Source organism: Deinococcus yavapaiensis KR-236, from assembly GCF_003217515.1.
Taxonomy (GTDB): Bacteria; Deinococcota; Deinococci; order Deinococcales; family Deinococcaceae; genus Deinococcus_A; species Deinococcus_A yavapaiensis.
Window position 1 is genome coordinate 139,446 of record NZ_QJSX01000013.1, and the last position, 23,788, is coordinate 163,233.

At 63.2% G+C, this 23,788-nt stretch carries 19 protein-coding genes; 8 read left to right on the forward strand and 11 right to left on the reverse strand.

Features of this window, described 5'->3' with window-relative positions; genetic code table 11:
- Nucleotides 1-86 precede the first annotated feature (86 nt).
- From DES52_RS15910 to DES52_RS15955, 10 genes are all read right to left on the reverse strand, one after another.
- Nucleotides 87-545, reverse strand: coding sequence for a hypothetical protein (locus DES52_RS15910; RefSeq protein ID WP_110887819.1), 459 nt, complete (start codon nt 543-545; stop codon nt 87-89).
- Between the two features lie 544 nt (nt 546-1,089).
- Nucleotides 1,090-2,523 carry a replication initiator protein A gene (locus DES52_RS15915; protein ID WP_110887820.1) on the reverse strand — a complete coding sequence of 478 codons (1,434 nt, stop codon included), beginning with the start codon at nt 2,521-2,523 and terminating at the stop codon, nt 1,090-1,092.
- Between the two features lie 611 nt (nt 2,524-3,134).
- A complete protein-coding gene (locus DES52_RS15920) occupies nt 3,135-4,046 on the reverse strand; it encodes a tyrosine-type recombinase/integrase (protein ID WP_110887821.1) in 912 nt (303 codons plus the stop codon).
- Between the two features lie 508 nt (nt 4,047-4,554).
- Nucleotides 4,555-4,944, reverse strand: coding sequence for a hypothetical protein (locus DES52_RS15925; protein ID WP_110887822.1), 390 nt, complete (start codon nt 4,942-4,944; stop codon nt 4,555-4,557).
- Nucleotides 4,941-5,159, reverse strand: a complete 219-nt coding sequence (locus DES52_RS15930; protein WP_146237327.1) for a hypothetical protein — start codon at nt 5,157-5,159, stop codon at nt 4,941-4,943. Before DES52_RS15930 ends, DES52_RS15925 begins: the two co-directional genes overlap by 4 nt.
- Before the next feature lie 190 nt (nt 5,160-5,349).
- On the reverse strand, nt 5,350-7,197 hold the full coding sequence (locus DES52_RS15935; RefSeq protein ID WP_146237328.1) for a transposase: 1,848 nt from the start codon (nt 7,195-7,197) through the stop codon (nt 5,350-5,352).
- Between the two features lie 337 nt (nt 7,198-7,534).
- On the reverse strand, nt 7,535-8,083 hold the full coding sequence (locus DES52_RS15940) for a copper chaperone (RefSeq protein ID WP_170131097.1): 549 nt from the start codon (nt 8,081-8,083) through the stop codon (nt 7,535-7,537).
- 173 nt (nt 8,084-8,256) lie between these two features.
- Nucleotides 8,257-9,672: a tyrosinase family protein gene (locus DES52_RS15945; RefSeq protein WP_110887826.1), complete on the reverse strand. Its 1,416-nt coding sequence runs from the start codon at nt 9,670-9,672 to the stop codon at nt 8,257-8,259.
- A 143-nt stretch (nt 9,673-9,815) separates the two neighbouring features.
- Nucleotides 9,816-11,726 (reverse strand): alpha amylase C-terminal domain-containing protein, encoded by a 1,911-nt coding sequence (locus DES52_RS15950; protein WP_110887827.1) that lies wholly within the window; start codon nt 11,724-11,726, stop codon nt 9,816-9,818.
- A gap of 622 nt (nt 11,727-12,348) precedes the next feature.
- Nucleotides 12,349-14,286: an AfsR/SARP family transcriptional regulator gene (locus DES52_RS15955; RefSeq protein WP_170131098.1), complete on the reverse strand. Its 1,938-nt coding sequence runs from the start codon at nt 14,284-14,286 to the stop codon at nt 12,349-12,351.
- A gap of 112 nt (nt 14,287-14,398) precedes the next feature.
- On the opposite strand from DES52_RS15955, the gene DES52_RS23595 reads away from it, so the two are divergent.
- The 8 genes from DES52_RS23595 to DES52_RS22615 all read left to right on the forward strand — a co-directional run bounded on the left by DES52_RS23595 (nt 14,399) and on the right by DES52_RS22615 (nt 22,927).
- Nucleotides 14,399-14,521: a hypothetical protein gene (locus DES52_RS23595; RefSeq protein ID WP_281268576.1), complete on the forward strand. Its 123-nt coding sequence runs from the start codon at nt 14,399-14,401 to the stop codon at nt 14,519-14,521.
- 155 nt (nt 14,522-14,676) lie between these two features.
- A complete protein-coding gene (locus tag DES52_RS15960) occupies nt 14,677-16,338 on the forward strand; it encodes a phospholipase D-like domain-containing protein (RefSeq protein ID WP_110887829.1) in 1,662 nt (553 codons plus the stop codon).
- The gene (locus tag DES52_RS15965) at nt 16,335-18,113 is read left to right on the forward strand and encodes a patatin-like phospholipase family protein (protein WP_110887830.1); all 1,779 of its coding nucleotides are present in this window, start codon (nt 16,335-16,337) and stop codon (nt 18,111-18,113) included. Before DES52_RS15960 ends, DES52_RS15965 begins: the two co-directional genes overlap by 4 nt.
- A gap of 49 nt (nt 18,114-18,162) precedes the next feature.
- Complete coding sequence (locus tag DES52_RS15970) at nt 18,163-18,456, forward strand: hypothetical protein (protein WP_110887831.1); 294 nt, start codon at nt 18,163-18,165, stop codon at nt 18,454-18,456.
- 139 nt (nt 18,457-18,595) lie between these two features.
- On the forward strand, nt 18,596-19,291 hold the full coding sequence (locus DES52_RS15975; RefSeq protein WP_110887832.1) for a DUF2278 family protein: 696 nt from the start codon (nt 18,596-18,598) through the stop codon (nt 19,289-19,291).
- 35 nt (nt 19,292-19,326) lie between these two features.
- A complete protein-coding gene (locus DES52_RS15980; protein ID WP_110887833.1) occupies nt 19,327-21,006 on the forward strand; it encodes an ABC transporter substrate-binding protein in 1,680 nt (559 codons plus the stop codon).
- A 26-nt stretch (nt 21,007-21,032) separates the two neighbouring features.
- Nucleotides 21,033-22,136, forward strand: a complete 1,104-nt coding sequence (locus tag DES52_RS15985) for a branched-chain amino acid ABC transporter substrate-binding protein (RefSeq protein WP_110887834.1) — start codon at nt 21,033-21,035, stop codon at nt 22,134-22,136.
- A gap of 59 nt (nt 22,137-22,195) precedes the next feature.
- Nucleotides 22,196-22,927 carry a hypothetical protein gene (locus DES52_RS22615; protein ID WP_146237331.1) on the forward strand — a complete coding sequence of 244 codons (732 nt, stop codon included), beginning with the start codon at nt 22,196-22,198 and terminating at the stop codon, nt 22,925-22,927.
- Nucleotides 22,928-23,239: 312 nt separating this feature from the next.
- Here the strand turns inward: DES52_RS22615 and DES52_RS15990 are convergent.
- Nucleotides 23,240-23,788 (reverse strand): tyrosine-type recombinase/integrase (locus tag DES52_RS15990; protein WP_146237332.1); only part of this gene is annotated, 549 nt, incomplete at its 5' end.

Here is a 23,788-nt window from a genome sequence, read left to right on the forward strand (position 1 = left end):
CGCCCGTGCGCGGCGGCGCGCCGCGTGCCCAGCGTGGCGCTCGCGCTGTACGCCACGCTGGGCACGCGGCGCGCTTGCACGTTTTGCTACCGCGCGGCGCGCGCGTTAACGGCGAAGACGTCCGAGCAACGCACGTGAAGAAACGGCGTCGTGCCGGCCGCGTTCGGGCGCTCTTCGACGCGCACGTCTTCGAGCAAGCGCATGTTTCCGCGCGCGACCCCTGCCGCGTGGAGCGCGTTCGAGCGTGAACGTCGCGCGTTGCAGGCAGTGCAGCGCCGCGTGCTGACGGCCGCCCGCGCCGAGTTCCGCGGCGCGCAGCACCTCCGCGATCCGGGGCGTGCACGACGCCGTCGGCGGTCGCGAGTGACGCGAGGGCGAGCAGAACGCGCGTCCGCGCCGTGCGGCAAAGCGGCGTCGCTGCGCGCTTGGAAGGTCACGGCCGCGTGGTCGAGGACGACGTCGACGTCGCGCGTGAAGGCGTCGTCGGTGCGCGCGGCGCTCACAACGCCGCGCGCGAGAAGGGCCGGGAAGGTTGAGACGAGCACGAAGGCATCGTGGCACGCGCGTTTTCGAAGACCTGGTTCGCTCGTCGAGCTTCTTCACGGGTGTGTCGCGGAGCTTCGTGCTTGTTGTTTTTCTTTTTTAGAGGTCATCAAAGAGGGCACTCAAGGCCGACGTCGACAAGATGAAAACATCGTGTGGCATGGTGTTTTCCCGTTCGTGCTTCCTGGCTTGAGACGAGCTTTCCCTCGCGCGATTCGTGGAGAAGTCCTTTTTCGAGACGAGCTTTCCCTCGTGTCGACCGTGAAGCGCGTGAAGCGCGGCGGGGCGTTCCTCAAGAACGACGAGGTGGGTGTCGCATCGCCTTGCCGTGCGTTCAGCACGCGGTGCAACGCCTGTTTTCCTCGTGTGCGACGAGGCGCGGTGCCTCGTTTGAGACGAGGTGATCGTCGGCGTTGACGAAGGAGGGGCGTGGAACTCGACGTCTTCAGGGGTCGTCGTGACGCGGCGCTCGTCTCACGTTGATGCGCGCGTGGTGACAAGACGTTTTGTGACCGCGCGGCGGCGGGGTGTTCGCGCGTCGGCTTGTCAGGACACCGCGCCGTGTACGGCTTGGCGTAGTTCGTCGCTGAAAGCGTCGAGGCGTCGTTCCACGCTGGCGAGCGTGACTTGCTGCACGACGACGAGCGTGTCGAGGGTGCCGTCGAGCATCGCGAGGCGCAGCGCCGCGTACTCGCTGGTGGTCAAGCGATCGCGCATGAGGAATTGCACGGTGCGAATGGCGTTGCTGGCGCGCTCTTCGGGATCTTCGGGCAGCGCGGGCGGCTCAGGCGGCGTGGGCGCCGGGCGTTCTAAAGTTTGGCGTTCGCGCCCCGCGCGCACGCTCGGCTCGACGTAGCCGGGCGGGGTGTACTTGTCGGCGTCGGAGCGCACGACGTCCACGAGAATCGCGACGGGATTGCGCATGTGGTAGCCGCTGGCTTGCAGCGCTTTGAACTTCTCGATGCGTTCGAAGACGTGCGTTTTGCCGAACGTCTCGGTGAGTTGACGCGCGACGGTCGTGGAGACGCCGCGCGTCGTCAAGGCGAGGGTGGCGTCGCTGAGTTCGACGGCTTCGACGGTTTGCTGGGGAAGGTCGTCTTGGAAGACGTAGGTGATGGTTTGCTTGCGGCCGCGACCGTCGTAGCGAACTTCTTTGAGGTAGCCGCGCTGGGTGAGGTCGTCGTGGGCGTTGGCGAGCGTTTCACGGATTTTGTTCGTGCGTAGATCGACGATCTTGCAGGCTTCCGCCCATGCGACGAGCGGCGTCGCGAATTGCGACAAGGGCGTGTCGCGCGCGTCGGGGGGGTAGCGGCGCGCGTCGAGCAGGCGGAAGAGGGCGCGCGTGAGGGGACGTTCGAGGCTGGCGATGAATTCACGGTCGAGAGGTTTGAGGTGCTTGGCGCGAATGGAACGCACGATCGGTTCGGCAAGGCGGATGCGCAGGACGCTGGCGGAGGTGAGGTCGAGGTCGTCTTCGTCGCTGGCGTAGTCCGAGGTGAATTCGAGTTCGCTGAAGTAGTTGAAGGTGACGGTCGTCCATTGGCGGCGCGCGTCGTACCACGCTTCGGACGCGGAGTACGTGGCGGTGCGCAAGCGGAACAACGCGCTTTTGAGGCTTTTGTAGTAGCGGCCGGACGTGTCGAGTTGCGCGCGCTTGAGTACTTGGTACGCGGTGGTGTGGACGACGCCGTCTTCGGGCGCGCCGTTTTCGATGAACATGTCGATGATGGCGTTGGCGACGTCACCGTCGAGGCCGTGGGGCACGCCGCCGTACTTGGACAAGGCGTCGCAGGTGAGGCGGGCGGGGCGGCCGTTGATGGTGAAGTCGATTTGCCAGTGGTCGAAGGTTTCGGGAATGCGTTCTTGAATCGAGACCAGGCCGAGGCGACCGACGTTTTGTTCGTCCCAGCTGCTGATGTGCTGGCGGGGCGTGGGACGCCGGGCGGGTTTGCGGGCGCTGCGGGACGCTTTGCTGGTCATCGTTCGATCGGTTCATTGTACGGCGAGGCGTTCGATCCGCCCATATCGGACTACTCCGGCGATTTCTCGCTGAGGGGTATCGGACTACTCCGGCGATTCCGCACGTTCCTGAAGACCAGATGAAGGTTGCGGTGGGAAATTCAACGTCTAGGACGACAATTCCACCAGGGTCTCGCGCGAAAGGAGGTCGGAATGGGCCGCCTTCGCGGGGTATCGGACTACTCCGGCGATTGATGAGGGTTCGGCACGGACATCTGCGGCGATTTCAGGGGAAGGTATCGGACATCTCCGGCGATTGAGCAGGGATGGGTCGGACATCTCCGGCGATTGAAGCTCGGACATCTCCGGCGATTGAGCAGGGGAAGTATCGGACATCTCCGGCGATTCAGCTTGTCTAGTCTCGGACATCTCCGGCGATTGAGGGGGGAAAGTATCGGACATCTCCGGCGAAAACCGGGGGTTTTTATCGGACATCTCCGGCGATTGAGCAGGAAAAGCGCGTGTTCATCGCGAAAACCGCGCGGCCCTGATGATGATCATCAAGTAATTATCAACAAAAAGAATCAAACCACTAAAGAATCAACATCAGCGGTCGCGTGAAAAGCGAGGCGTTACGAGGAGCGGTCGTCGACGCTGATGGTGTGGTCGCTCGCGCGCGCGAGAAGCTTGACGAGCGGTTCGACCGCTTTAAAGGTGCGCACGCCGAGCCGCGCGGCAACGAGGGCCGGGTCGCCCGAGGCGCGCAGCAACCGCAGCCCGGCGTGGTTGCGCAGGGCACGCCACGCTTTGTACGGCACGAGGGCGCGCGTGCACGCGGCGTACACGGCCGCGCGCAACTCGTGATCGCTTTTGATGTCGAAGAGGGGTGCGTCGCTGGGCAGCAAGTCGCCGTGGTTGCGCTCGACGGCGTACGCTTGCAATTCGCGAGCAAGGTCGTCGTCGATGGGCAGCGTGAGGTCGTCGGCGTGCAACAGGCGTCGTGTCAAGTCGACGTGCGGCCAGCGAAGCCGGACGACTTGCGGTCCGGTGAGTCCGGCGTGCGCACCGAGGAGGAGCAGCGCGCGCCCCGCGACCGTGGCGTGCGCGAGCAGTTGATCGAGTTCGTCGTCGGTGTAGACGTCGCGGTGCTCTTCGGGGCGGTTGGTGGGGAGGCGCAGGCCGTCGAAGGGATTCGGGCCGAGATGCGCGCCGAGGGCGTGCAAGCGCTCGTACAAGGCGCGGAGGCGCGCGACGTGGTTGTGGATGGTGGCGGGTGCGTGCGCGTGCGCGTGCAGCAGGGCGTTGAGGTAGGTGACGGCGTCGTTTGGGGTGGCGTTGAGCACGCTTCGCTGCTCGCTCTGCGCCCAGCGAAGGTAGCGTCGCCAACTGCTGAGGTAATTGCGCCGCGTGGCGCCGCCCGACTTGCCGGGCGTGTGGTCGTCGAGGAGGTGCAGGGCGCTTTCGATGTCGCCGCGGGCGAGGGCGCGGCGGAGGTGTTCGGGGAGGCGGTCGTTGGCGTCCGCACTTGGAATATATACAATCATTGTGGTGCGTCACGCGCGGTGACCTTTCACTTCGACTGGTCCGTCACCATCTCGCTTCGCTTTCGCCGTCGCTGATGCTCGGTGGAAGCGTGCGTGGTTGAACATCTTGCCATTCGGATGCGGAGAGGGTGGAATGAAGATCGCTTGGAATTGTATATATTCCAACGACCGCCTTTTCACGTGCAACACGCTTCCGCGTCGATCAACCTCGTCACGAAACGCGCCCACCTTACAAAGCCCCCTGCAACGCTGCCGTCAACTGCCCACACCCCTCGATCACAACGTCCCCGTCACGCAAAGCGGAAAGCGGCGCAAAGTCGCGCTGCGCCGCTCCGCATGCCGCGGTGTTGTCACATCATCGACAGCAACGCCCCCGCCACGATCACCCTGCCTGCCGCTCAACGTGGCTTAGACCGTCCACGCGCTCAACCAAGCTGGCGACCACACCACCTCACGCCCGATACCCACCACGTTCATCACCCGCGCGTTCCTCCGCGCTCCGCGCCTATCACCGCCCGACATCTTCACTTCGCGAACCTTCCCGATCGGCCGCCTCCAACAACAACGTCAAGCCTGCCTTCACGTCCGGCACGTAAAACGTTCCTTGCGGCGCGACGACCTTCACCGCTTCTTCCGGCGGCGCGCCGTTCTCCATGAACAACATCGCCAGCATCTCGTCCGACACCGCGTCGTCATACAAACTCAGGCGTCGACGCGCTTGCGGTTGTACGATCCACAACACCTCGCGCTCCGGCGTCCGTAGCACGACCTTCGCGTCTTGCGGCAACGTCAACAACCGCTCCACCGACGACCGTAATTCCGACGCGCTCACCACGGCCGACGTCGCGGTCAAGACGTGTTGACTCGCCGGGATTTCCCCGGGCAGTACTTGTTTCACATAGCGCCACAACGCGTCAAGCGCTGCGCTTCCGTCCACATCGACACCGCCTCCGCCATTAAAACTTGATCGAAGACCAAGCTTCTCACATTGAATGCGTCCGGCAGCAACACCCAAAAATCACTCGGCTTCTCCTCGCGTGCCGTGAACATCGACACGAAGTCCTGCAAGATCGACGCGGCCCACTCATGACCGATGCACACGTCGCGCAGCAACGCCTCATAGCACCAACGACGGAAGCCTTCTTGCAAGTCGCATCGACACGCCTGCTGGTCCGTCACGTTGCTGCCTCAACCCCTTCTCGGACGGCCTCTACTGGTGGGATCCCGACTTCTGAAACCGACTCTACACAACCCGCGCTCACTACGGTGAACGCGGGGCGGCAATCAATGTGAAAGTTGATTATCAAATCCGTGCGGAAGGAACGTTCCTCAATCCTATTAAAGCGTTTGTAAGTTGCGAGAGCCCAGTGTACACGAGGCTTCCCCATGTGAACGCGACGACGTAGTCCCAGAACGTACCCCACGGCGCGTCGTTCATGTACAACGCCTGCATCCCCGCCACGAGCGCCAGCACCAGCGCCGACCAGAACAAGATCGCGCCTCTGAACGAGCGGCGAAGTGCCAAGCCGCGTTGCTCACGCCCGAATTCGCCTGAATGATCGCCCAGTACCCGAGCGGCGCGTCCAGACGTCACACCGCCCGTGGCTGCCGTCGTACCGGCGGTCTTTATGCCGTACGGAACGAAAGTTTGAGCTCCAATCGGCGCGATTGCCAACAACTTGTCGACCTTCGCTCGATCGTACGCCACGATAAACCGGTCGAAGCGGGCAATCAACGATCGTGTATACGCAGCCATATCCTCGGCCGAGAGGTTGATATTCGGCGAGATTGGCGGCTTGTACAGACGGCGCTCCAAGCTCACCAAGGCATCTCGCGCGGCCGGCGCGGTCAACACCTCAACATTCGAACGTTGCAAGTCAAGCTCCTTGATGAGGTCGGCGATGGTCAATGCGTCCCGCATCAAGCTCAACGCCCGCGCAAATTCGTCAGGCTTGATTTCCACTTTATGAACGATGATCGGATTGTCCGCAAGGTCCGTCGCCGGGAACGGTTTTTTTGCACCGATCGTCGTGCCCTCGTCACGCAAGTCGTTCAGCAAAGCGACCACACCGGGGATGGCGGAAGGATTGGTGATGGGATGGTATGGCGCGGCAGCCGGGTCGAACATCGGTTGGTAGCCGATGAAGGTGGTTTGGTAGTCGATCATGTGCAGCCGTTGATGGGCGTCATGAAACGCGGCCCACTGTGACGCCGCCACCCGTTGCGCTTCGAGCTCGTCGAGGGTGGGAACCGGGCCGAAGGCAAGCCAGGAAAGGCGTCGTTTGACATGGGACTTGAATTCCTTGAAGTTGAACATCAATTTGTACAAGGAGTTCTCCTCAAGCAGCCGCAACTTCGAGGCCTTCTCCTCGAGTCTGTCCGCCTCGGGTTTCGTCGTTCTCAAAAACTCTATGAACGACGCGAGCATCAAGCCCAAGTAGATCACGAGCAGTGGAAACAGCCAGAAGTGCTTGACGGTGACGTTCAACTTGACCTTCTCGCCGTCAACGTTGAGGACGTTGGCGAGCGTACCCGTGTACGTGTCCGCCAAAACACTTGGCGCTCCGATCAGACCGCCGCCGGGCGAGGTGGGTGTGATGCGATCGGTGCAAATGTTGAAGGATTGGCCATTCGCGTTCGTGACCACGCTAGTCGTCGCGCTCGACGAACATGTTTCCTGAACGATGAATGGCACCCAGTACCGCGTTGTCTTGTAGGTGTTGTCGGGAGGACTGACCGACGCGAGCGTGGGCGGCAGGGGGACACGCTCGACGTACGCGGGGGTACTGGTCCATAGCGTCACAGACGCCTTTTTACTCAAGGGTCCGATGATGAGACAAATTTCGGACGCTCGATTGATGGAGCGGGTGTAGACGTTGTTCGCACTGGACAAAAAGGTCGGATTGTAGGGCTTCGTGGAAGGGCACGTGCCGTTCACGAACGAAAGCTGCGTTGGTTCGTTCGTACCTGTCACCCGTGCTGACACTTGCAGTGCGGACGGCGTGTCGTTGAACACCGTAAGCGCCGCGTCATACGTTCCAACTGCCGTCCCTTCATAGTTTGATGACGGCACCACTTCGAAGGGAGGGGGCGCCGTTTGGCCTGCAGCGGCCGAGAGGCCAAAGACGACGAGTAACGCCTGTAGTCGCATGTCTCCTCCTCGCGCAACTTCGCTGAGGAATGACGGTAGGGCGTGCGCTGACCGTATCGTCACATACCTTGATAGTGAACTTGGCACATTTGTGTGCTTCGTTCCTCGATACCACAACTCCGAGCACGTGGTGGCACCGCACGGCAATCACTCGAACGTACGCTTCACACAGAGCACCACGGGCACGACGAAGGCGACCTCGAAGTGTTTCACGCGGAACCACGGGTCGTGGAGACGACAAAGCCGCACGGAGGTGCCCTTCAGTTCTCGCCCAGCCGACGTTTGTGATCGAACAGGAACGGTAATCTGCTCGCCAACACCGCTACGGTATCCGCCTTCAGTGCGTCGTGTGACCACTCAAAAGCATGAAGTCGACACGATCCACGAGCAAGAGCACTCCAAGCACGACGATCACGGTTCGCAAGGTCGAGCGTGAAGAGAACCGCTCCAAGCATTGAAGTCCGAACACCGCGAGCATCGTCCAGGCCGCGTGATGAAACACGGTCGCAACCGCCATCAACGGCCCACATACCAGCACGCACGCGCGCGCCGTGCGAAGGCCGTAGGAGAGGCACGAGGCATGCGCGCGCCAACCGCGCGGCGCCAGGGGTACGGTTTGCAAACAATGCTGACGCCGCTGGCGTTGCTTCGACGCGCCCATCCAAGCGACCGCGCCCACGACCGCCGCCGCCTTCAACCACGCCGGGTCGACCAGCTTCGAAAGTCCCACGGCCATCCAAGACATGTGGAATTGCACGGCCGTCCAAACGACGAGAAACCCGGCGGTGAACACCCCCAAAGCATTCAAACGGCGAGGCCACAAGCTGGAAGTCACGACATGCCGCGCGTTGACCAACGCGAACGGCAGCATCATGGCGACCGACATGAGAAGCGCTCGACCCGCCGCTTCAGGAAGTGTCGCGGTGTGCGGTGAACGACCCGAAAGAAGCGTGATCCAAGCCAAGGCCGCTGCGCACAACAGAGCGTGCTCAGGATGCAGCCATGCCCACCGGCGAACTCGCATCAAGCCTCGCTGCCACGCGAGGCGTGACGCCGCGGTCATACGCGGCCGCCAAACAACACGCTGACACGTCCAACCGTGACATTCCCGCCGCGTTCATCGGGCTGTAACGGCGTGAACGTCACGTGCAGACGCTGCGCGTTCCAATTGTCAGCTTGCTGCAAACGACGCGCGAGGTCCGTGATGTCCAAAACGACCGTCAATCCGCTTCCGCTGTGCTGATCGTCGACCCTGGACGTTTCTCGAACGCCGAACATCGTCACCACCCCCGCTTCGTACGCTTGCTGCTCCTCATCGGGCGCGCCCGCAGGCATGTTCACGTGCACGAGGTAGTTCGCGGCCGCCAATTCGCTTCCGCGGACGTTTTCGATCTTCAACTGCACCGTCTGCGGTGCTTGCTGCAACAAACCCGGGCTGGCAGGAGCGTTCAAAGGCACGACGACCGAACTGGCAGTATTCGTCAGTGGCACGCCTTGCTCGCTCGCGCCGACAAGTTCCATGAGCATATTGTGCGGACCGTCGAAGTTGGACGCGTGAGGAAGAGCTCCAGCCGTCAACGGCGCGAGCGCCGCGACATTCAGATCGGTGTACTGATACGAAAGAGGCGCAGCGGAAGCGTCGCGAACGTCCGCGACGCTCATTGTCAACAGCGACGGTCCACTTCCGAAGGTGAATTGCATGTTCAACCACGCGGGTTTCGTCGGATTCGCGCGACCCACGCCTTGCCGCAACCACGCTTCCCACAATCGATCGATGTTGGCGTGATGCAGCCAGAAGATCGGGTCGAGCGCGGCCGTGTTGAAATGGCTCATCCAACCGGTCGTGCCGCCCACCGCCATGTGCACCGTGCCGTGCGGTCGAAGCTCCAACGCGCCCATCCCGCCGGGTGCATCGTGATTCCACCCGGTGATGGGTCCGCCAAAGCCGACCAGTCCCTGGTTGTTTTGGTTCGAGAAGTCCACTTCGTTCATGGCGGCGGTCACGGAGACCACCGGCTTCGGCATGGTCCCGCCCGCGTTGATTCCCTTCGCACGCTCACTGACGAACAGCGGATTGACGTCTCCGGAGGGAAGCGAAGGTTCTCGAAACGCGGTTGGTAAGGTGAGGACGCTGAGACGCGTCGTGTCGCTGTAATCCCAATACGGCAGCGCCCAGTCCGCCGGACCGCCCAGCTGAATGATCGTTTGACGGACGACCGTCTCGAAGTAATGCAGGTACATCCGATGCCAAGGCAGGAAGTACCAGCTGTTGTGTTGGCAGGCGTTCCACGGCGCGTCTTTCGGCCACGTTCCCGTTGCTTGGTCGGTGCCGTGCATCGCGGCCAGGTAGCCCCACGAGGTTGGATCGGAGATGAGACGCGTTCGCAATTCTTGGACAGCTCGAGCGTACCAAGTCAAGATCGGATCCCAAGGATCGTTGGCACTTAAAACCCAAACGTCGCGGCGTTCGAACATACCTTCTCCTTCGCGTCGCGCCAAGCAGCGTTAACATGCTCACGGCTTGACGTGCTGCATCGCGCATGATCGAGTGTCGTTCACTCGTGCTGAGGTGGAATTGGCACTGCAAGCCACGTCAAGCTGAACAGGACGCTCCTATCTCAGGTCGTGAAGACCAGCAAGCTGTTCGCCGGTAAGGTCAAGGGCGCGGACGCGTGGAATCCGTGCATCGGCACGTCATTCGCGTGCACCTGGCCGCCGTTTCCGCACACGAGTGGATTGACCCACTGCTCGTACACGTCGCTGTTGAACACTTCATGCCACACGCCCGCGTGAGGCATGCCCACGCGGTAGTCGAAGCGGTGCGAATTGCCGAGGTGCGCGACGATCACAACGTCATGCCCGGCGCCGTGCACCCAGCGGTGCACGGCGAGGACGCGGTTTTCGTCGTGCGCGTGCACCACGCGGAACCCATCGCCACGCAGCCCGGGTAGGCACTGCCGCAACGCCAGCAGTTCACGCACGAACCGCACATGGTCGAGCATGTCCCGGTCACCGCCGCTCAAGCCCGCCCAGTGCAGCAGCAAGTTCGCGCGGCGCACGACGTCATCCGACCACGGCTTGTCCTCCAAGAACTCCTGCCCCATGAACAGCATCGGAATGCCCGGCGCCGTCAAGCTGAGGGCGGTCGCGACGCGCGCACGACTCCGCGCGTACCACGACCGAGGGTTGCTGGGGTCGCTCAGACGCGCGACGCGCGCTTCCCGTCCTTCGAGGACGAGGTCGTGGTTTTCGGGGCCTTGCACGAACTGCCCGGCATGCGTGAAGCCGTTCGGCCACATGCTCGCCCCCAGCGCCGTCATGTTCAACGGTCGCTCGTCCGGCGCGCTCGCGCTTTCGATGACGTCACGAATGGCGCGGCGCAGTCCGTCTGTGAGGGTTGTGTCGAAGCCCGCGCCGTGAGGAACGGGCTGGACGACGTGCGGATTGACATTCCAGTACTCCGCGAGGTGAACGCTGCCCGGACGGTGGTAGTGCAAGGTGGACGTGAGGTCTTGGCAAAAGCGCCAACCGTGTGGCGCGCCGTCATGATCGATGACGCTCACTTGGTCGTAGCGAAAGCCGTCCACGCGGTACTCGTCGAGGAAGAACTTGGCGTTGTGAATGAGAAAGTCACGCACGTCCGGCTTGGCGTAATCGAACACCAAACCGCCCGCGTGGCCTCGATCGGAGAAGTACAGCGAGTTGCGCCGTCCGTCGCCGTCATGCTGACGATCGAGGAAGTACATGCTTTCATCGCCGAAATCCCCGCCGGCGTGGTTGTACACGACGTCGAGCAGCACCGCCAGCCCGTACGCGTGGCACACGTCCACGAGCGCTTTGAGTTGGTTCATCTCACCCTTGAGGTCTTGCGCTTGGTACGGCGCGAGGCCCTTCACGTGCAGCAACGCGTTGATGTCGGGCAGGAACGCGGGAATCGCCGCGTCGGGCGCGGCGTAGTTCATCTCCGGGGAGAAGTAGTCGGTGCCGTTGTAGCCTTGCCCGTACTGCGTTTGGAATTCTTGGATGGGCAGCAGTTGCACGGCGGTCACGCCGAGCTCGGCGAGGTACGGAACTTTGCGTGCCACGTCCAAGAACGTCCCGGCTTTGTTCGGGAGGTTCGGGGTGAAGAACGTGCCGACGTGCAGCTGGTAGATGACGAGATCAGCAAGGGCGGGCGTGGTGTGCGGCGTGTCGTGCCAAGGGAAGTCGGCAGCCCGGAGAATGCACTTGCTCGGGTGCGGCGTTTCGAGTTCGCGTGCGTACGGATCGCGTTTGAAGCCTTGAGAGCCTTCGCCGACGACGTAGAACATGTACTTCTGGCGGTCTTTCGCGCCGGGGAAGAAGCCGAGCCAGTGACCGTTCGGGTCGCGCGTCAGCAACGAGGTGTGATCGAGCGCGTTGCCGTTAAAGTCGCCGAGCACGTGTACGCTTCGGGCGTTGGGCGCCCACACGCGAAAGGTGGCGCCGTCGGCGATGAGGTTGGCACCCATGGGGGTGAACGAGTGAATGTGCTTGAGTGAAGCGGGCATCCTCGACCTCCTACGAAGCCCTCGCAGGTACGGGCGTTAGGGTGACAACCTTTTGAACTTCTGTGTACGTTCGTAGGTACGACCTTCGCGGTGCCAACGCGTGAACCCCGTGTCGTCTGAGTGCACGGCTTCTCGGGAGCTCAGCGACATCGTGATGCTCGTGGTGAGCAGCGCACGCGTAGTTTCCGAGTTCGCAGGTGCGCATGAAGGCGGTTTGCACGAAACGAATTCGAAGCGCGCTCGGCGAGGAACCGCCCTTGCACCGCCTTGATGAGACCTTCGACCTGACGTGCAGAGGTTCTCTCGCGTCCTTTTGAAGCGCTTTTGTCCCCCTGCGGTCTTCGCGTGTGAAGCTTCGCGGCAGACGTCCGCGCGATTCGTGGAAGCTCCCTCTTTGCTCCTCGGCTTGCCTGGGTCGCACACGTCGGCTTCGGCGATGTGCGCCGAGCGTTCGCGCGCGATCGACGTTATGCGTTGATGGTAAAGCATGTGCTGACATTCAATCCTCCAGCGTTCTCAGCATGACCGGGTCGATGCACACGATGAAGCGCAGTCACTGAGCGATCGCTGAGCGGCATGCGATTAAGCCGCTCAGCGTGAACGTGAAGGAACGACTTCTTTGTCAGTTCGTGGGGTGTATCTGTTGCGCCAAGGATCGCAGCCGCGACGGCACGACCAATTGCTCGGCTTCGAAGCGTTCGGTGATGAGCTTCAGTTCCGCCAAGGCTTCCACACGCCCTTCGAGTTGCAGTGTCGCTTCCACCAGGAATTCCGCGATGCCTTCATCGAACGGATCGACTTCCAGCAAGCGGCGCGACAAGTTCAAGGACTTGCGGTACTCCCCCTCGGCGCTCCAACGGCGCATGAGTTGCAGTCCCACCTTCATCAATGACCATTCCAAATGCGTTCGCTCCTTACTTGCCCACTCGGTCGTCGCGCTCGGCAGGAACGGACCGCCGTACAACGAGAGGGCTTGTAAGAAGGCATTCTCGTCGAGCGTGCTGAGCCGTCGTTGAACGTCCCATACGTCCCACGAGAAGCGTACGCCGTCCACGCGCACGTCGTACGCCTCCGTTTCCTTGTCGAAGTGCATGTGCAAGCACGGCAGCGCGGCGTTGAACTCGTGCCGCGCGCGATGAAAGTAGTTCACGGAGCGCTTCGGGTCGTCGTCGGGCCACAACGCCAGCAGGACGTCCGCGCGGGACGCCCCCGGATGCCGTAACAGGAAGCACAGCAGCTCGAGGCTGCGGCGCATGCCGATGGGCACGTCGCGTCCGTCGGCGAGCACGCGTTGCCTGCCCAGCGACACCAGGCGCACGTGCAGCGGCGCCGTGATGCCTGCCGCACGGCGGTCATGCAAGAACGGCGCGGCGAGTTCGTCCGTCGGGTGCGAGGCGAGGAAGTCCGTGACGCGCGGCAGCAAGTGCAGCTCGGGCAGCAAGGCCGCGCCATTCCCCATGACACCTCGTTCGTCCAGCGCGCGTTCGAGCGCGAGGCGCGCGTCGACATCGTGCCCGAGCGCGAAGTGGGCTTCGGCGGCGTGCACATCCACCCACGCCGCTTCCCGCGCGAGGTCCGCAGTCACGAACGCGGTGCGCGCCGCCGTGAACGCGTCGAGGGCGCGCGCCGCCTCACCGTCAAGAACGAGCGCCGCGCCGAGGCGCAAGTGCGTGGCGGCGTGTTCCACGTCCGTGGTGGCGAGGGCCGTGGCGCGCGCGATGAGGCGCCGCGCGTCGCGTGCGCGTCCTTGCGCCGTCACCACGGACGCGTGCAACAGCGCCGCGTGCAATTCCACACCGACGTCGCCGCTCGCGCGCGCTTCACACGCGGCACGATCGAACGCGGCGGTCGCGTCCGTCCAGCGCAGACGGGCGCGGGCGACGCTGCCTCTCGCGTACCACAGCAGCGCCTGTGCTGCCGCGGTTTGAGACGTGAGCGTCTCGGCGATCGTGACATCCGCCTCCGCAGCGTCGTAGCGGCCGTCGTGCACGCGCGTCAAGGCGCGCACGAGGTGCACGTGCAACCGCCGTTCGGGAAGGGTGCGCGCTAAGGCCTCGTCGAGGTAATGCGCGGCGGGCGCCGAGGCGCCGCGTGAAGCGTACGCTTGGCCGAGCAGCAGCGCGACCGCGCCCGCCACGCCGCGCAGCGGGTCGTCGAACGCGGCGGCGTCGTGCCACGCGCGCTTCAGTGCGGCGAGCGCGTCGGGAACGCGGCGCAACGCGAGCAGGGTCGCGCCGAGCTCCCGCCAGGCGAGCACCCGGTCGAGCGTCTCGAGCGCGGGAATGTCGAGCAGGTCGAGGAGCGCGAGGGCGTCGCTCGGTTGCCCGAGGGCGCGCGTGACGGTCGCGAGTTCCACGCGCGCGGCTGCACTGCCGCGCGCGACGGCCCGCACCAGCACGTCGTGCGCGCGGAGGAGCTCGCCGAGCGCGTACAACGCGTACCCGCCCCAGCGTTCGTCGTCCGGCGTCGGGTGCGTCAGGTCGTCGAACGCTCGCGCGGCGTCCGCGGCGCGCCCGTCGAGCAACGCGAGCAGAAGCGGATGAAGCGGCGAGGCAGCCATGAGCGTGCCCTTAGGATACTCTAGCGAGGCAGTAAGAGAACCTTGAAAATGCAGTGCGAAAGGGCTCAGCGCGGCACGGCTAACGTCAGGCACGCCTGGGAGGGCGTCGCTCATGCGCAACAAACGACTCGCGTTGGTGTTCGGTTTGCTGTTGGCCTTGCTCGCTCCGAGCGTCGCGTACGCCGACCCGGGCAGCCTCGGCGGTGGCGGCATTCCGACCACGCCAAAGCCATAATGCCCACGGACAAAATGTAACGAATTCAACGACCGTGACTGAACGCTGGCAGAAGTCGAACATGAGTTTCGATGCCGTGCGTGACGGACGCCATGACTGGAAATCGACGTGCCATAACATGCCCGCGCTTTGCGCTGAGCATTTCAGGAGGCACAATGCGACGAACACGAAGCCAAGACGGCGTGACCCTCAAAGCGTACGCGGGTACCACGGGCGTCCTCCTCGCCTTCGACCTCGCCGAAACACGGCGTCCTGGCCTGCTTGGCTTCGCCGTACACCGAAGCGCCCCCGACGGCAGCGACCGCTGGTTGTCCGGGCAACTCGCCTTTCCGGGCCAAGCGCACGAACCTAGCGAAGCCCTCTCCACGAACACCGCTCCGATCCAAGCGTTCCGCTGGGGTGACTACGCCGTGTACCCGAACCGCACGTACACCTACACCCTCCACCCCGTGTACGGGGTGCCTGGCGCGCTCGACGTGCGGCCCGGCCCGAGCGTCACTGTTACCACCCACCCGCAAGACGCTGGCGAGCACATCGTCACCTTCAACCGCGCCGCCGCCGCCAGCCAAGCCTTCGCGCGCCGCTTCCCTGGCATGGCCGACGATTTGCGCGCGCGCAAGAAGAACGGTCAAGTCGCCGTGCTGCCCGCCGAAGCGCTCGCGTGGCTCAGTCGCGGCGCGCTCGAACAGATCGAGCGGTTCATCGACGCGGCCCTCGACGACACGTGGAGCCTCGACATCGCCATTTACGAGTACGAACTGCAACCCATCGTGCACGCCGTCGAACGCGCCCTGCGGCGTCGCGTGAACGTCCGCATCGTCTACCACGCCAAGAACGGCGACGACGCGACCACCGAGAACGAAGAGCATCTCACGCGCGTGCCAGACGGCGCGAAGCGGGGGCGCGTCACGTCCAGCATTCACCATCACAAGTTCATGGTGCGCGGCCGCATCATCGACGGGGTGCGCACACCGCACGCGGTCTTGTGCGGCAGCACGAACTTCACGGAGAACGGCGTGTACCGTCAAGCGAACGTCGTGCACGTCGCGCAGTCTCCGCAAATCGCTTGGTCGTACCAAGGCGTGTTCGACGTGCTGTTTTCCGGCGCTGACCCCAAAGCGACGCGCGCGTACATCGACGCGCACAACAAGCTGCCGGACGCGTGGGGTGAGTGCTTCGCGGGCTTTTCCCCCAGAAGGGGCGGCGCGGACCTCGACGCGTTCGCGCGCTTGATCGGGGAGGCGCGGCGGGATGTGCTGTTCTGCACGGCCTTCGACCTCGATCGGCGGATCGTCGCCGCCTTGTGGGGACAGAAGAACGACGACGTCCTGCGTCTTGGCGTGCAAAACCGTGCGCAAGACGTGCAAGACATCATCGGCACGAACCGCGACCGAGGCCGGCAGTTCGTCGCGACGGCCCTGCTGCCCGAAGGCCTCGAGCGGTTCTTTAAAGAAGACACGGCTGGGCAGGCGGGCAACATCCTCATTCACACGAAGTTGATCGTGCTCGACTTCACGAGCGATCAGCCAACGGTGATCAGCGGCAGCCACAACTTTTCGAAGAATGCCAGCGCGAACAACGACGAGAACTACCTGGTGTTGCGCGGCAACACGGACGTCGCAGACATGTACGGCTGCGAGTTGCTGCGCGTGTACGACCACTACCGCTTCCGCTACCTCATCAGTCAAGCTGCGAAGGCAGGGCCCGTTGCGCCCCGGACGTTAAAAGCGGACGATTCGTGGACGAACGAGTACTTCGGCGAGGACGCGCAACGCACCCTCGACCGACGACGCTTCGCGGGCAAGGAGGGCGTATGACGCCATCGGTGAATCCGACACTCGAGTGCAACCTCGTGTTGGAGGGCGGCGTGACGAGCGGCGTGGTGTACCCGTCGCTCGTCGAGGAACTCGCGCGCACGTACCGCCTTCGCTGCGTGGGCGGCACGTCGGCTGGCGCGATCGCCGCGAGCCTCGCGGCGGCTGCCGAACTCGGACGGCAAACAGGGCAAGGGGGCTTCGCGCGGTTGCTGAACGCCGCCGATTGGCTCGCGACATCCGAAGTGCAGGGTGGACCGTTGAATTTGCAGCGACTCTTTCAACCACAGGCAACAACAGCCGCGACCTTCGAGCTTCTTTCGAGGGCGAACGACGAGAACCGCGCGTGGACGCTTCCGCTTGAAGTGATGCGGCGTCAACCCCTCGCGGCCCTCGCGGGAAGCGTTCCCGGCGTGGCGTTGCTACGCTCGTCGTGGCGAACGCGCGACGTAGGCGGGCTGCTGTGGAGTTCGGGCGTGGCCCTCGCGGGCGGCGTACTGGGCGCGCTGCTTGCCAGGGCGAGCGACGCCAAGCGCGCCTTCGAAGATAACCACTTCGGGTTGTGTAACGGCTTCACGGGCGGGGTGCCGTCGAGCGTGCCGCCGCTTTCGGCGTGGCTGACCGACATGCTCGACAATGTTGCGGGCCGCGACGTGAACGGCGAACCGTTGACATTCCAAGACCTTCTTGGTGAGGGCGTGGACTTGCAGATGATCACGACATGCCTCGCGCACGGCCGACCGTACCGCCTGCCGTTCGCGCACAGCGACCGCTTTTACTTCAACGAGCGCGAGTTCCGCGCGTTGTTTCCAACGCGCGTCGTGAACTTCATGATGCGACACCCACGCCCTGTGAAGTCCGGCGATGTCGCGTCCGCGCGGCGCCGAGGGTTCTTCGCGGCGCGCGGCGTCTTCCCGCTGCCTTCCGCCGAGTTGCTGCCGGTGGTGGTCGCGGTGCGGCTCAGCTTGAGCTTCCCAGGGTTGATCAGCGCCGTACCGTTGTACGGCGCCGACTTCACGCAGACCGCCAGTCCGATGGGTGATCGCGAGCCGAAACGCGCGTACTTCTCAGACGGGGGGCTCACGAGCAACTTCCCAGTACACTTGTTCGACCCGCCGCTGCCGGAACGGCCGACGTTCGCGGTGAACTTAAGACCATACCCGGACGGTCGCCAGCCGCACGAGGACGAGGCGCAGAACGTGTGGATGCCCGAAGGCAACAACAAAGGTATCCAGCCGACGTGGACGACCGTCGAGGGCCTACCAGAATTCACGGTGAACCTCGTGGACACGGCGCGTAATTGGAACGACGGCGTGTACGTGCAAGCGCCAAGTTATCGCGACCGGATGGTGCACGTGTTCATGTCGAAACACGAAGGCGGCTTGAACCTCGGCATGACGGCTGAGACGGTGCGCAAGCTCATGGCGCGTGGTCGCGCGGCTGGAACGCTGGCGGTGCAGCGCTTCGAAGCGCAAGGAGGGTGGAATCGTCACCGCCGAGCGCGTCTCGTCACGTTAATGGCGGCGATCGAAGAGTTCGCGAGTGCTTTCCAAAAAGAGTATGACCGGGAACTCGAAGCAGACGCGCGGTCTTGGCTTGACGTCGCAGCAAGTGCCGACCTCGGATACCGCTTGTCGCAAAGTCAGCAGAAGACGCTGATGACGTTGATCAACACCCTCAAGGATGCAGCAATGAGTTCGGACACATCAGGAGGCACGCTGCAGGACAAGCGTACGCCGCGACCTCGATTGGCGTTAAAGCTTCGGCCTGAGGTGTAACGTCACGCGTCACGGTGGAGTGACGCCTTTGCCTGTTGTAGGAGGTTTGATGATAGTGAACCGATGGGGTTTCTTCGCGACGCTCGCGTTCGTTTTTTTATTCCGCTTCGTTCCAGACATCGAACTTGGTACGGGTATCGTGTTGCAATCGAATGACGAATCATCAATCGTACAAACGATCAATCAATTGGGAGGCCTCAAGTTTTTGTTCACCATGGTCATCAGCCTTATCGTCCTCGTCAGCTCGTTGTTCGTCGTTCTGTCCAAACGGTACCCTGCAGACGCTCAGAAGTGGGCGTTTGGTTCTCTGGGCACCGTGATCGGCTACTGGCTCGCGAAGTAACACATCGAAAAGAAGTGGGTTGCACTCGAAGTCAAAGTCGTCGAAGGTGTGACAACGACTTGATCGCGCGGCGTCGGTACGATCGTTCCCCTCGCGTTGATGCTCGCTCTTAGCCTCACCATCCACGATAGGAGGAATCATGCCGCTCACGCAGTACGGTGTGCTCGTCGGTCAACTCGATCACTTCGAACGAGACGCGCGCGAACAAGGGCAGTACGGACGGTACTTTCACGGGCACGTGTTCGTGCGCGCGCAAGGCGTCGTGCATCGCTGCGCCGTGGACGTCGCCACGCCGAACGGCGTCGGCGTGTACTACCGTCGGCCCGTCGGCTTGTCCCGCGCTCGATTTCAAGGGGTGCTGACCCTCGGTGAGGGCTTCCACCCTTTGCCGTCCACGCCCGTGTCGGGCGCGCTCGACTACCTTCGCAGCCCTTTTTTGCGCGCCAGTTCCTTTCAGGCACTTGTCCCGATCGGCTCGAACGGCACGCTTGCCGCAGGGGCCATCGAGCGGGCGCTCGCGCTGCTCGGCTTGCCCTTTAGCGCGTGGGTGCTGAGCAACGGTGACAACGCCCTCAACGCCATGGAAGCGACGGTCGCCGGCGCGGCGCGGGTGTTCGTGTTCGGCGAACGCTTCGCCAACCCAGGCGGTGCGCAAGGCGTGCATGACATTCACCAGAATCAAGGGGATCCAGCGGGTTCCAGATGGTGGGCGTCGAACGGCATTTGGCAAGATGGCGGGATCGTGGTGGAGCGCACGGATGGTCGCTTGAGCGCGTTCTTGTCTCGCTTCGCCACCCAAGCGACGCGTACGGACGATCAAGGCCACCCACGCTGAGTCAGTGATGCTGTCACGACGTCGAGGAGGACGACATGAGCTCAGCCAATTCATCGCTGCTGTTGACAAACGACCTTTGCTTGGGGCGAGAGCACGAGTCCCAGCGGCATTTCACGAAGGCGTTCGCACGGTCATGCTCGGTCCTGTTGGTCCTTGCAGGCTTCACGCTGCCATCCCAAGTGGGCGCGGCCACGCTCGTGTACGGCTCGGGCGGCGAACCCTTCAACCTCGAGGGCGGCAACGTCTCGGACGGCAACTCCGTCATCGTCCACCGCCAAATCTACGACTACCTCGTCGGGTTGAAGCCCGGCGGCGTCGACTTGGTGCCAGCGCTCGCCACCTCCTGGAATTCGAACAACGCCGCCACCGTGTGGACGTTCACCTTGCGCCGCGACGTGAAATTCCACGACGGTACGGCCGTGAACGCGGACGCGATCCTGTTCAACTTCAACCGCTGGTGGGATCCTAAGGACCAGTACGGCTTCCGCAATCAAGGGCGGACCTACGAGTCCTTCGGCGAGCAGTTCGGCGGCTTCAAGGGCGAAAGGAACAGCCTCGTGAAGAGCGCGGAGAAGGTCAACGACTACACCATCCGCTTCACCTTGACGCAAGCCGTGCCCGCCTTCCCGAACCTCCTGGCGCAAGGCTACTTCGGCATTGCCTCCCCGAAGGCCATTCGTGATCAAGGCGCCAAGTACGGCACGCCCGCCGGCGTCGCGGTCGGGTCGGGTCCGTTCAAGTTCGAAAGCTGGCGGGCCGGGGATCGTGTCGTCCTCAGCGCCAACAAGACGTACTGGGGCGCGAAGCCGAAGGTCGACGAACTCGTCTTCCGTTTCATCCGCGAACCCAGCGCGCGCCTCAACGAGCTCAAGGCGGGCACCATCGACTTCACCGTCGACCTCGCGCCGGACAACCTCGCGGCGGTTCGTGCGGACAAGAACCTTCGCGCGGTCCTCAAGCCCTCGTTCAACGTCGGCTTCCTGAGCCTCAACGTCCGCAACGAGAACCTCAAGAACGCCAAGGTGCGCGAAGCGATCTCCATGGCCATCAACCGCGATGCGCTCGTGAAATCCTTCTACGGGGAATTGGGGTCCACGAGCACCTCGTTGCTCCCCGAAGCGTTGTCTTGGGCGAACAGCAGCAAAGTCCCCGAGAAGTACCCGTTCGACCGCGAAAGGGCGAAGCGATTGCTTGCCGACGCGGGCTACCCGAACGGCTTCAGCCTCGACTTGTGGTACATGCCCGTCTCGCGCCCGTACTTCCCGATGCCCAAGCCCATCGCCGAAGCGATGGCCGCCGACCTCAGCGCCATCGGCATCAAGGTCAACCTCAAGACCAAGGACTGGGCGCAGTACCTCGTCGACCGCAACCAAGCGCCCGGCTTCGACATGTACATGATCGGCTGGACGGGCAACTACGGCGATCCCGACGACTTCTACAGCGCGTACTACGGCTCCGCGAACGCCACAGCGGACACGGGCTTCAACCCCACCAACATCGCGCAGCTTCTGGACCGCGCTCGTTTGGCGACCACGCAAGCCGACAAGGCCAAGCTGTACGCGCAAGTCCACGAGCGCACGTACGAAGCGTACGTGCGCCTCGTTTTGGTGCACTCGCGTCCGCTCGCCGCCGCCCGCACGTACGTCAAGGGCTGGGTGCCCTCGCTGCTCGGCAGCGAACCGTTCAACACCATCAGCGTCGAAGGCAAGCGCTAACGGCGACGCCGTATCAGGAGGTTCGTGTGAACACGCGCGTGTGGATGCTGCTGAGCTTGGCATGGTGGTCGAGTGCCACCGCCCTGGAAACGGTGCAAGTGTGCGTCATGGCGCCCTTGAGTGGCCCTCAAAGCCCCTCGGGTCGATCCGTGTGGCGCGGCGTACAAGTGGCGCTCGAAGAGCGACGGTCAGAGCTCAATCGAGTGGGACTTAGCGTGCGGTTGTGCAACTTCGACGATCAGGGGGACCCGGCAACAGGTGCGGCGAACGCACGCAGGTTGCTCGCGCAACGCACGATTGCCGTCATCGGGCCTCTGAGCTCGGGTGCCGCCTTGGTCGTGGCTCCCATCTTGCGATCGGCGAACGTGGCCATGCTGACTCCGACGGCCACCGCGGTGTCTTTGACGGGCCAAGGGTGGCGGCACGTGTTTCGGTGGGCGCCGCGAGACGACGTGATCGGCGTGGCGGGTGCGTTGTACTTGGCGAACGAAGTCAAGGCGCGCCGCGTACTGATCGTCGACGCCGATGGGGGCAGTGCGACGGCCGAGGCGGCCGAACGAACCCTGCGCTCCCGCGCGGTGGTCGTTCGACGTGCAAGTGTGGGCACCATCTTGTCGGAGTCGTTCGACGCGGTGTACGTGGCTGGAGATTTAAACGTGGCGGCGCAGGTAAAACGAACGTTGCAGGAGCGAGGGTCCAAGGCGACGATACTGCTGGACTGGTTGAATGACGCCGACCTTTTTAATACCTCGTTCGGGTCGAGTTTGGTCGGGACGCTGTTCATGTCTTGGGAGGTGCCACCGTCTGAGAACGCGCGGCTTCGCGCGCTCATGAGCAAACTCGGGAACGTCCCTTCGAAGGGCAAGGCGTTGGTGGGGTACGAAGCGGCCAACGCCATGATCTTCGCGTTAAGGGACGCGCGGCGATTGAATCCTCAAGGGACGTTGACGCCCGAGGAGGTGCGCTCCGCCTTGGCGAAAGTTCGCTTGACGACGTTGCTCAACGAGAACGTGTCATTCGACGCTCGTGGTGATCGCGCGTCCATCTCGATGTATGTGCGGCGGCTGGAAGCGAACGGGCAAGCGCCGGTCGTGTTCTCCTTACCAGCACCAACGACTCCCAGCCCTTGAAGTTCACGGGCTCGTCATCGAAAGTGACCGTACTCGCACGACATGTCTGCGCTCAAGCCATGATGACTGAAGTGTTTGAGCGAACGGACGCGGGAGGCTTCATGCGTCGAATGGTGTTGACCTTTGCGTTTCTCTCCTGGGGCTGCGTTGCAGCACAACCAACCACGCCCATTCCACCTCTTCCCCTTCCCCCGATTCCCATCCCAACGCTCCCCACCCCAACAATTCCACGAGCGCCATTGCCCGAGGTGACACTTCCAAGCAAACGTCCTGCAAGCATCGCCTTGGACGTGACGGTGACGGCGAACTCGCCGATCACAGCTGGGTGCGGTATGAACTTCATGCTGACGCCACGTGTTCCATATGCCATGTTCGGAAACGTAAGCATGCAAGTAGACGTCACGAACGCCACGCCGAGTGGAGGCAATCATTTGTGGTTGTGGCGCACGGCAAGCGGAACCGTGCGCATGGACTTACGCGGTCCCAACAATGTGCGCCTTGCGTTCGTTGGGAAGGTGATGTACGCGCAGGTGATGACGCGGACGTTCAGTTTGAGCAGGCCACGCTCCTTCGGTGTGGTGGCGAGCATCACGGCATTCGAGGGGCCTTGTTCACGTTTCGAGGAGCCACAAGGGGCAACGGTCGTTGTGTTGCATGGGTCATGTGAGCGCCCTGAGAACGTACGCGTGACAGTTCTCAATCGAAACTTCGAATCGTTTGTGGTGTTGCCTGACTGGGTCGTCGCGCAAGCCCTGCTGCCTCAAGGGCAGGCGAAATGCGACCTTCGGTAGTGCGCCTCCTGGAGACGACGCTCCCGCTTTTCCTTTGATCGTGCGGGTGTCCTTCTCACTTCGGGCGTGTACGTGCGCGACCCTTAGAACGACGCTTGGAAAACCAGGAGGTGCAGGAGCGTGAGCTTGACAGCATCGCAGACGTTGCACTCACGGTGCTGCTTGATGTAAGCGAAGGCGCGCGAGGCGTCCACACCTCTTGTGACCTCCTGCGCTCGGAGATTGAAGGTGAAGTCGTCTGAGATTCCGTCGTCTTTCTGATTGCGACTGTAACACGCTGTTGCGGTTCGGCGCCGTCCGGCATCATGTCGTTTACCAAGAGGCGAGTTCGTCTTTGAGGTCGTCGGCGGGCAGTTCTGCGTACCCTTTGCGCGTCGTGTCGACCGACGCGTGCCCGAGGTGCGCGGCGACCCGCGCGAAGTCACGCAACTGTTTCACAAGGCGCGTCCCGGCGTACTTACGGCCCGCGTGAAAGCCCCGGAACGTCACGCCCGCCGCGTTGAAGGCTTTTTCGACGTGGTGTCGCGCGCCCATCACCGTGCGGTAGCGAAACACGAACGAGCTGGGCGTGGTGCGTTTGCCGTCGGCATGCTCGGGGCCGCCCGAACCGTAGCGCGCGCGGTAGGCGCGCGTGGCGCGCGCGAGGCTGGTGCTCATGGTGACGACGCGGCCTTTGCGGCCTTTGCCGCTGCGGACATGCACGCGCCGCGCGCTTTCGTCGAGGTCGCGCCACTCCAAATCGAGCGCTTCGCGAATGCGCAGGCCCGCGTGCGCGACGAGGAACAACAAGAACTTGACGTGCGCGTCGGCGTGTTCGAGCACGTCGGCGAGGTCGTCGTCGCTGTACGGCGGACGTTTGAC